The following is a 3,340-nucleotide window of genomic DNA, read 5'->3' on the forward strand; positions in this document are numbered from 1 at the left end:
ATAATTAGTTGATTTATATAGTTTTTATTATAAAATAATACTTGTAATATTAGTAATATAATCAAAATAAAGAAAAAAATAAAAAGCCCAACAACTAGGGTTGGGAATTGGGGAGCTATACTCCCTTGCACAGTATTAACTGTACTAACAAATTAATTATATAATTAATTTGTAAATATGTCAAATATGGAAAGCGCGAACTTGATATGCAACAAAAATACTGATGAAAATTAAGAAAAGGCATAGGAGTTCGTATTCAACTCCCAAATGATATTGATAAAGAGACTGGTAAACAAAAGTATCGTCCAGCAATAGTTATTAAGTCTTATCCTAGCCACGTTAAAGTGCAATTAATGACTACTGAATCTAGCAGTCATGATTATTTTAAAATTAAAATTGATAATCAAATTCAATACATAAGACCAATTTATTATAGAACAATATCTTTTGAGTTAGTTAATAGAATTTGACTAGATAAAAATAATAATGCCATTATACTAAATAAGACAAATAAATTTTTTAAAAAACTTGGTGCAATGGAATTTAAAGAAATTGTTGATGAAGAACTGCATTTAAAATAAAAAAATTCCTATATTAAAAATAGAAACTAAAATTTTTAGGGGGTTTTGAAATTTGTGTTTATGTTTAAATTTTATATTCATTTTTTATAATTATTTTGTTCTATACAAAAATAAGAACAATTTAATTATAACAATTTTAGATTTTAACACTTATTTACGTTAAATATTTTAATTAAAATTATACCAAAAAACATAAAATTATTAAATAAACTGCACAATTGTGCAGTTTATTTAAGATTTACATTTTTGGTCCTTTTGAAGTTGATGCTTTCTTATCTTTTTCAAATCCAAGAGCATTAGCAACTCTTTCTCTTCTTTCACGTTCGTTTTTTTCTCCTCAAGCTTTGTTGATTCTTTCAGCATCCTTTTTAAATTTATCTTTGTCTGCTTGACTTCATTTTTCCATATTATAAAATTCCTCTCTTTATATTATTTTTGAATATTTTTTTTCTACCCTTAAAATATCCAAGAAAAGTATATATTTTTAAAACAAAAAATGTGTAAAAAAGAATAAAAAATCACTATTTTTTGAAAATAGCGATTAGAACTTTATTACTTAATTAAATTTGTTAATTTCTTTAATTATGTTGTTAATAAGCATTGGCTTTTCTCCCTTTATGTACTATTTTTAAATTTTATCACATAAATGCTGAGAAAAGCCTATCTACGGACTTCTCCCCACATTTTTAAATCAAACATAGCATTACAATTTCAAAACTAGGTATCTTATTGAATTTATATGCAGCTTCTTTTGCATATAAATGAACATGATGTTTTGCAACTTTGATATGTGTTTTAAATGTTCTTCTTATATGTTTTCAAACTGATTCAATTTGGTTGGTATTTACACCAGTTTTTGAAACATAGCTATCTTGATGATTGACTGTTTCATGCTTAGTGAAAACCGATTTAAAATCGCAATATCCTTTTCAAAAATCAGTATGTACATGACACTTTGAAGAAATGTGGTTTCTTGCAAACTGCAAAAGATTTTTACTTTTTGCATTTTTCAATACTTTCACAATTAATTTATTGGTTGTTTTTTCATAAATACCAACAATCAAGGTTTTATTCACCAAGGATCTTCCTTGTTTTTTAAAACCCATATGTGAAAGATACATTTCATCCATTTGCACTATGCCCTCAACAATAAATTGTGATTCTTGTTTGGCAATACAAGTTCTGATTTTATGACCCATTCTTCAAGCAGTTTTCAAAGTTACCCCCAATTCTTTTGCAACATCAGTTGATGGAATTCCATGTTTGGTGTTTATTCATCTAAAGATGAGATAAAACCAAGATTTCAAAGGTATTTGTGACTTGTAAAAAATGGTGCCATGAAGAATACTAAATGTTTGATGACATTTCAAACATCTTATTCTTCTTAAATCAGAAGTATTCAAATTTGTTCAATAACACCTGATACATTTATTTTCCTTCAAACTTACTATATATTTCAAACAATCTTGTTCTGTTTGAAAAGTATTGTTGAACTCATTCAATTTCATTGTTTCCTCCACAAGTACATGTGGGGAGAAGTCCGCTATATATTTCAAACAATCTTGTTCTGTTTGAAAAGTATTGTTGAACTCATTCAATTTCATTGTTTCCTCCACAAGTACATGTGGGGAGAAGTCCGTAAGCATTTTATTTTGTCTCAGTTATGATTTGAACTTGTTGAAGGTGCATTTTGCTGATTTACAGTATTTCGTATAGATGAATCAAAAGTGTGATTATTTTCTGATTTAATACTTGAATTTTCTAAAATACTATTTGAGTTATGATTTATTGTGTTGTTACTTATTAGTTTGTCTGGTTTCATATCTTTTTTGTTATCTAATTCTTATTTTAAAATATCATATTGTGTTTCTAATATAGTTTCTAGTTTATCACTAGTTAAATTTTTTATATTTTTGTTTATATTACTTTCTATTTCTTGTTGTTCTTTAGTTTTAATAAGATTTCTTTTATTTACAAATGGTATTTTATGAATTAATGAATAAAACTTTTGTCTTATTCATGATTTAACTTTTATTGATACTGGTAAAAATAATTCTGTAGTTTCTTTAAGAGCTAAACTAGCAATACTCAGTAAAATAGCTGTTACAAGTAGCGGAGGATGAATTAAACCAATACTAATAATAGTTATAGGTATTAACCAACTGGCACTTCATATACTTATTTCAATTTTAGTTGGTTTTAGTTTGTAACTATGTTGTTGTTTTAAAAAGTTTTTAATGGGTATAGGGTCAACTTTTATATTTTTTTCATGATTTGAATTTTCTTCAATTAATAAAAGATCATTTTTATACTCATTTATATTTTCATATTTTTTCAATTGTTTTATGACTTCAATATTACCATTTGTAAGTTGATGGAAATAAATTATTTCCTCAGTAATAGAATTATCAACATGTACAAAAGTTGTTATAAAAATTATTTTATCTTCGATTGGCAAAATTTCTTCGTGAATTTTATTAATACCTGTTTTTTTACTTTGTTTTTTATCATAAATTGTTATAGCATTATATTTAAACTTATCAAAATTAATATTGTCGTGCTTTGATTGTTTTAATTCTTTATTTTGCTTTTTAAGTTGTTTATTTTCCTTATCTTTTTCTAAATTACTTTGTTCTAATTGTTCAATATATTTTTTTTGAGCTTGTATTAGCTCTTCTGTGTTTGATGTTGGTCAATTTAAATAATTTTTTAATTTTGTTCATATATCATTATTTGTTTCTTGAATAGTTTGGTTATCT

5 protein-coding genes are annotated in these 3,340 nt (G+C 24.9%); 1 reads left to right on the plus strand and 4 read right to left on the minus strand.

The annotated features are described in order from the left end of the window. Nucleotides 1-206 precede the first annotated feature (206 nt). Nucleotides 207-581, plus strand: coding sequence for a hypothetical protein (locus M0D11_RS05385; protein WP_252320796.1), 375 nt, complete (start codon nucleotides 207-209; stop codon nucleotides 579-581). A 238-nt stretch (nucleotides 582-819) separates the two neighbouring features. Here the strand turns inward: M0D11_RS05385 and M0D11_RS05390 are convergent, their stop codons facing one another. The 4 genes from M0D11_RS05390 to M0D11_RS05405 form a co-directional block, all read right to left on the minus strand. After that, on the minus strand, nucleotides 820-987 hold the full coding sequence (locus tag M0D11_RS05390; protein ID WP_252320798.1) for a hypothetical protein: 168 nt from the start codon (nucleotides 985-987) through the stop codon (nucleotides 820-822). Nucleotides 988-1,267: 280 nt separating this feature from the next. Continuing rightward, nucleotides 1,268-1,888, minus strand: a complete 621-nt coding sequence (locus M0D11_RS05395; RefSeq protein ID WP_252318950.1) for an IS1595 family transposase — start codon at nucleotides 1,886-1,888, stop codon at nucleotides 1,268-1,270. Between the two features lie 236 nt (nucleotides 1,889-2,124). Beyond that, nucleotides 2,125-2,403 (minus strand): hypothetical protein, encoded by a 279-nt coding sequence (locus tag M0D11_RS05400; RefSeq protein WP_252320800.1) that lies wholly within the window; start codon nucleotides 2,401-2,403, stop codon nucleotides 2,125-2,127. Between the two features lie 21 nt (nucleotides 2,404-2,424). Beyond that, the coding region (locus M0D11_RS05405; RefSeq protein WP_252320802.1) for a bZIP transcription factor at nucleotides 2,425-3,340 on the minus strand (916 nt) is incomplete at its 5' end.

The sequence above is a fragment of the Spiroplasma endosymbiont of Lariophagus distinguendus genome, assembly GCF_023846195.1.
In the GTDB taxonomy this organism is placed as follows: Bacteria; Bacillota_I; Bacilli_A; order Mycoplasmatales; family VBWQ01; genus Spiroplasma_E.